General features: G+C 72.6%; 1 protein-coding gene. It reads right to left on the minus strand.

The features are described 5' to 3' along the window. The coding region (locus ACTOQ2_RS43665; RefSeq protein ID WP_440107882.1) for an SDR family NAD(P)-dependent oxidoreductase at positions 1–4,494 on the minus strand (4,494 nt) is incomplete at its 3' end. Positions 4,495–4,503 lie beyond the last annotated feature (9 nt).

Below are 4,503 nucleotides of genomic sequence, written 5' to 3' on the forward strand. Positions count from 1 at the left end.
GGCACGCAGACCCGCCACCAGCTCGGCCCGATCCGCACCGACCACCACCGCGCGCTGCTCCAGCAGCGCACGGGCCGAGACCAGCGCCTTGCCGACGGTGGTCGGCGAGACATCGTCCTGGAATGCCCAGTCCGCGAGGCGGGCGGCCTGCGCCCGGAGAGCCTCGCCGTCGTTGGCGGAGATCAGCCACGGAACGACGGGCAGTTCGGCATCGTCGACCGGTGCGGTGGCGTCCGGGCTCTGCTCGACGGGGGCGGTGGCGTCCGGGCTCTGCTCGATGATCACGTGTGCGTTGGTGCCGCTGACGCCGAAGGACGACACGCCCGCACGGCGCGGACGGTCCTCGATATCCCACGAGCGGGCCTCGGTCAGCAGTTCGACGGCGCCGGCCGTCCAGTCCACGTGCGGCGACGGCTCCTCGGCGTGCAGCGTCCGGGGCAGCGTCCCGTGCCGCATCGCCATCACCATCTTGATCACACCGCCGACACCCGCGGCGGCCTGCGTGTGACCGATGTTCGACTTCAGCGACCCCAGCCACAGCGGCCGATCCTCGGGACGATCCTGACCGTACGTGGCCAGGATGGCCTGGGCCTCGATCGGGTCGCCCAGCACCGTTCCCGTGCCGTGCGCCTCGACCACATCGACATCCGCCGTCGACAGACCGGCGTTCGCCAGTGCCTGCCGGATCACCCGCTCCTGCGAGGGGCCGTTCGGCGCGGTCAGGCCGTTGCTCGCGCCGTCCTGGTTGATCGCGCTGCCGCGCATGACGGCGAGGATGTGGTGACCGTTGCGCCGGGCGTCCGAGAGCCGCTCGACGAGCAGCATGCCGACACCCTCGCCCCAGCCGGTACCGTCCGCCGACGCGGAGAACGCCTTGCACCTGCCGTCCGCCGCGAGCCCGCGCTGCCGGGAGAACTCGATGAAGACGCTGGGCGTGGCCATGACGGTCACACCGCCGGCCAGCGCCAGATCGCACTCCCCCGAACGCAGGGACTGCGCGGCCAGGTGGAGCGCCACCAGCGACGACGAGCACGCCGTGTCGACCGTGACCGCGGGTCCCTCCAGCCCGAAGGTGTAGGCGACCCGGCCCGAGGCGATGCTGCCCGCGCTGCCGTTGAGGACGAAACCCTCGAAGCCCTCGGGCGCGTGCGGCAGGCGGCCGCCGTAGTCGTGGTACATCACCCCGGCGAAGACGCCCGTACGGCTGCCGCGCATCGCCTTCGGGCTGATCCCCGCCCGTTCGATCGCCTCCCACGAGGTCTCCAGCAGCAGCCGCTGCTGCGGGTCCATCGCGGTGGCCTCGCGCGGCGAGATGCCGAACAGGGCGGCGTCGAACCGGTCGGCGTCGTGGAGGAAGCCGCCTTCGCGCGCGTAGCTCGTACCGGCGTGGGCGGGGTCGGGATCGTAGAGCCGCTCCAGGTCCCAGCCACGGTTGCCGGGGAAGGTGGTGATCGCGTCGTCGGCCCGGACGAGGAGTCGCCAGAGGTCGTCGGGAGAGACCACGTCGCCGGGGTAGCGGCAGGCCATGCCGACGATCGCGATGGGCTCGTCCGCAGGACCGGTGTGGGCGCTCACCTGGTCGGCGCGCGAGGCGCCGGTGAGCTGCTCGTGCAGGTGCTCGGCGAGCGCGTCCGTGGTGGGGAAGTTGAACAGCAGGGTGGCGGGCAGCCGCAGTCCGGTGGCGGCGTTGAGCCGGTTGCGCAACTCGACGGAGCTCAGCGAGTCGAAGCCGAGGTCCTTGAAGGCCGCCTCGGCGTCCACGGCGTTCGCGTCGGTGTGCCCCAGCACGAGCGCGATGTTCGTCCTGATGAGCGAGAGCAGCGCTCCCTTGTCAGCTCCCGCCCGTACGGGCTTGGCCGTCGCGGCCCGTCGCGCCTGGGGCTTGACCAGCGCCCGGAAGACCGCGGGGATCTCGTCCTGGCGGCGCAGCGCCGCGGTGTCGAGGCGGGCGAGAATCTGCACCCCCCTGTCGAGCGTGAGCGCCGCGTCCAGCAGGGACATGCCCTGGGCCGCCGGGAGCGGTGCGAGCCCGATCCTGCCGAGCCGGGCCACGTCGGCCTGGCTGAGCGCGCCCGCCATGCCGTTGTCGGTCTCCCACAGCCCCCAGGCCAGGGAGAGGGCGGGCAGCCCCCGCGCGCGGCGGTACGACGCCAGCGCGTCCAGGTAGGCGTTGGCCGCGGCGTAGTTCGCCTGGCCGGCGCTGCCGACGATGCCGGCGATGGAGGAGTACATCACGAAGAACGACAGGTCGAGCTCGCCGGTGAGCTCGTGCAGGTACCAGGCCGCGTCCGCCTTCGGCGCGAAGACCCGGTCGATCCGCTCCGGGGTCAGCGACGTCACGGCGCCGTCGTCGACGACTCCGGCCAGATGGACGACACCCGTCAGCGGCCGGTCGTCGGGAACGGCCGCCAGCAGGGCGGCGAGCTCGGCCCGATCGGACACGTCGCAGGCGGCGATCGTGACCTGCGCGCCGAGCGACGTGAGCTCGGCCAGCAGAGCGTCGGCTCCGGGCGCCGCCGGGCCGCGGCGACCGGCCAGCAGCAGGTGCCGGACCCCGTGCTCGGTGACGAGCCTGCGCGCGGCCAGGGTGGCGAGCTCGCCGGTGCCTCCGGTCAGCAGTACCGTGCCCGCCGGAGTTCCGGACGAGCGCTCGATCGCCGGCGCGTTGACCAGCGGTACGATGCGCGGCACGCGGACCGTACCGGATCGCAGGGCCAGCTGCGGCTCGCCGGAAGCGCAGGCGCGAAGCAGCGCGGCTTCCGAGTCGGGGTGTCCGTCGGTGTCCACGAGGACGAACCGTCCGGCGTGCTCGGACTGGACGGACCGGATCAGGCCCCAGATGGGGGCGGTGGACAGATCGGGCACCTCTCCCTCGTCCGCGCCGACCGCACCGCTGGTCACCACCACCAGTTGCGACCGCGCCGACCGCTCGTCCGCGAGCCATCCCTGGACGAGCGCCAGCACCTCGTACGTCCGCTCGCGGCCCACACCGGCCGGGACGCGCACGAGGACCTGCTCCGCGCCGGCCGCGTCCTCCAGGGAGGAGAGGTCGTGGAGTTCCACCACCCGTCCGGGCTCCGCGCCACCGGCTCGTACGCTCACCCAGTCCAGCACGTACGGCGTGCGCTCCGGAGACAGCGCTGTCGCCACGGGCCTGACCACCAGGGAGTCCACCGTGAGGATCGGCGCGCCGGTGTGGTCGGCGACGCTCAGAGAGAGCTCGCCCGGCCCCTTGGCGGTGGTCCGCACCCGCGCCATGGTCCCGCCCGCCGCGTGCGCCGAGACGCCGGACCAGGCGAAGGGCAGGAACGGGTGGCCGGGCTCGCTGGGCGGCAGGAGATCGCCGAGCGTGATGGAGTGCAGTACCGCGTCGAGGAGGGCGGGGTGGAACCCGAACCGCTCCGCGCCTGCCTGTACGTGGTCGGGCAGGACGATCTCGGCGTAGACGTCGCCGTCCCGCTGCCAGGCGCTCACCAGACCCTGGAAGGCGCTGCCGTACTCCAGGCCCGTGACGGCCAGGTTGTCGTAGAGGTCGTCGATGTCGACGGGCTGCGCGCCCGGCGGTGGCCACTGTGCAAGGTCGAAACCGGGTGCGGCCGCGGCGGGACCGAGCGTCCCCTGGGCGTGCCGCTGCCAGGTGGTCGTGCCTTCGGGCCTGGAGTACAGGGCCAGGCCGCGCCGGCCGCTGCCGTCGGGGGCGTCGATGACGACCTGAAGCTGGACGGGGTGGTCGTGCGTGAGGACGAGGGGGGCCTGCAGGGCCAGCTCGGAGACCGTCTCGCAGTCCTCGATCTCGGCCGCGGCACGCAGCGCTATCTCAAGGAAGCCCGTGCCGGGAAGGATGGCCGTGCCGTTGACCGCGTGGTCGGCGAGCCAGGGCAGCGTGGTGAGGGAGAGCCGCCCGGTGAGCGTGAGACTGTCGCCGTCGGGAGCCGGGACGGTGGCGCTGAGTATCGGGTGGTCGATGGCGCTGAGCCCGGCCGCTGCCACATCGCTGCCGGATCTGCCTGATTCCAGCCAGTAGCGCTGGTGCTGGAAGGCGTACGTCGGCAGGTCGATCTGCCGTGCCGGAGTGAGGATCGCTCGCCAGTCGACGGTCACGCCGTGGGTGTGGAGCCTGCCGAGTGCCTCGACCAGCGCCCGGATCTCGTCGCGGTCCTTGCGAGCGGTCGCGACGAACACGCCGTCCTCGACGCTCTGCTGGGCCAGGCCGGTCAGCACCCCGTCAGGGCCGATCTCCACGAACACGTTGGCCTGGCAGGCGGCCACCCCGTCGGCGAAGCGCACCGCCTCCCGCACATGCCGCACCCAGTACCCCGGGTCGGTCAACAACCCCGGCTCAGCGGGCCGGCCCGTCACATTGGAGATGACAGGAATACTCGGCTCGCTGAAGGTCAGAGCGGAGACGATCTGCTCGAACTCCGCCAGCATCGGCTCCATCAGCGGTGAGTGGAAAGCGTGCGAGACCCGCAGCCGTCGAGTGCGGGCACTCACCAGGCCCGC

The sequence above is a fragment of the Streptosporangium sp. H16 genome (assembly GCF_051918855.1).
In the GTDB taxonomy this organism is placed as follows: domain Bacteria; phylum Actinomycetota; class Actinomycetes; order Streptosporangiales; family Streptosporangiaceae; genus Streptosporangium.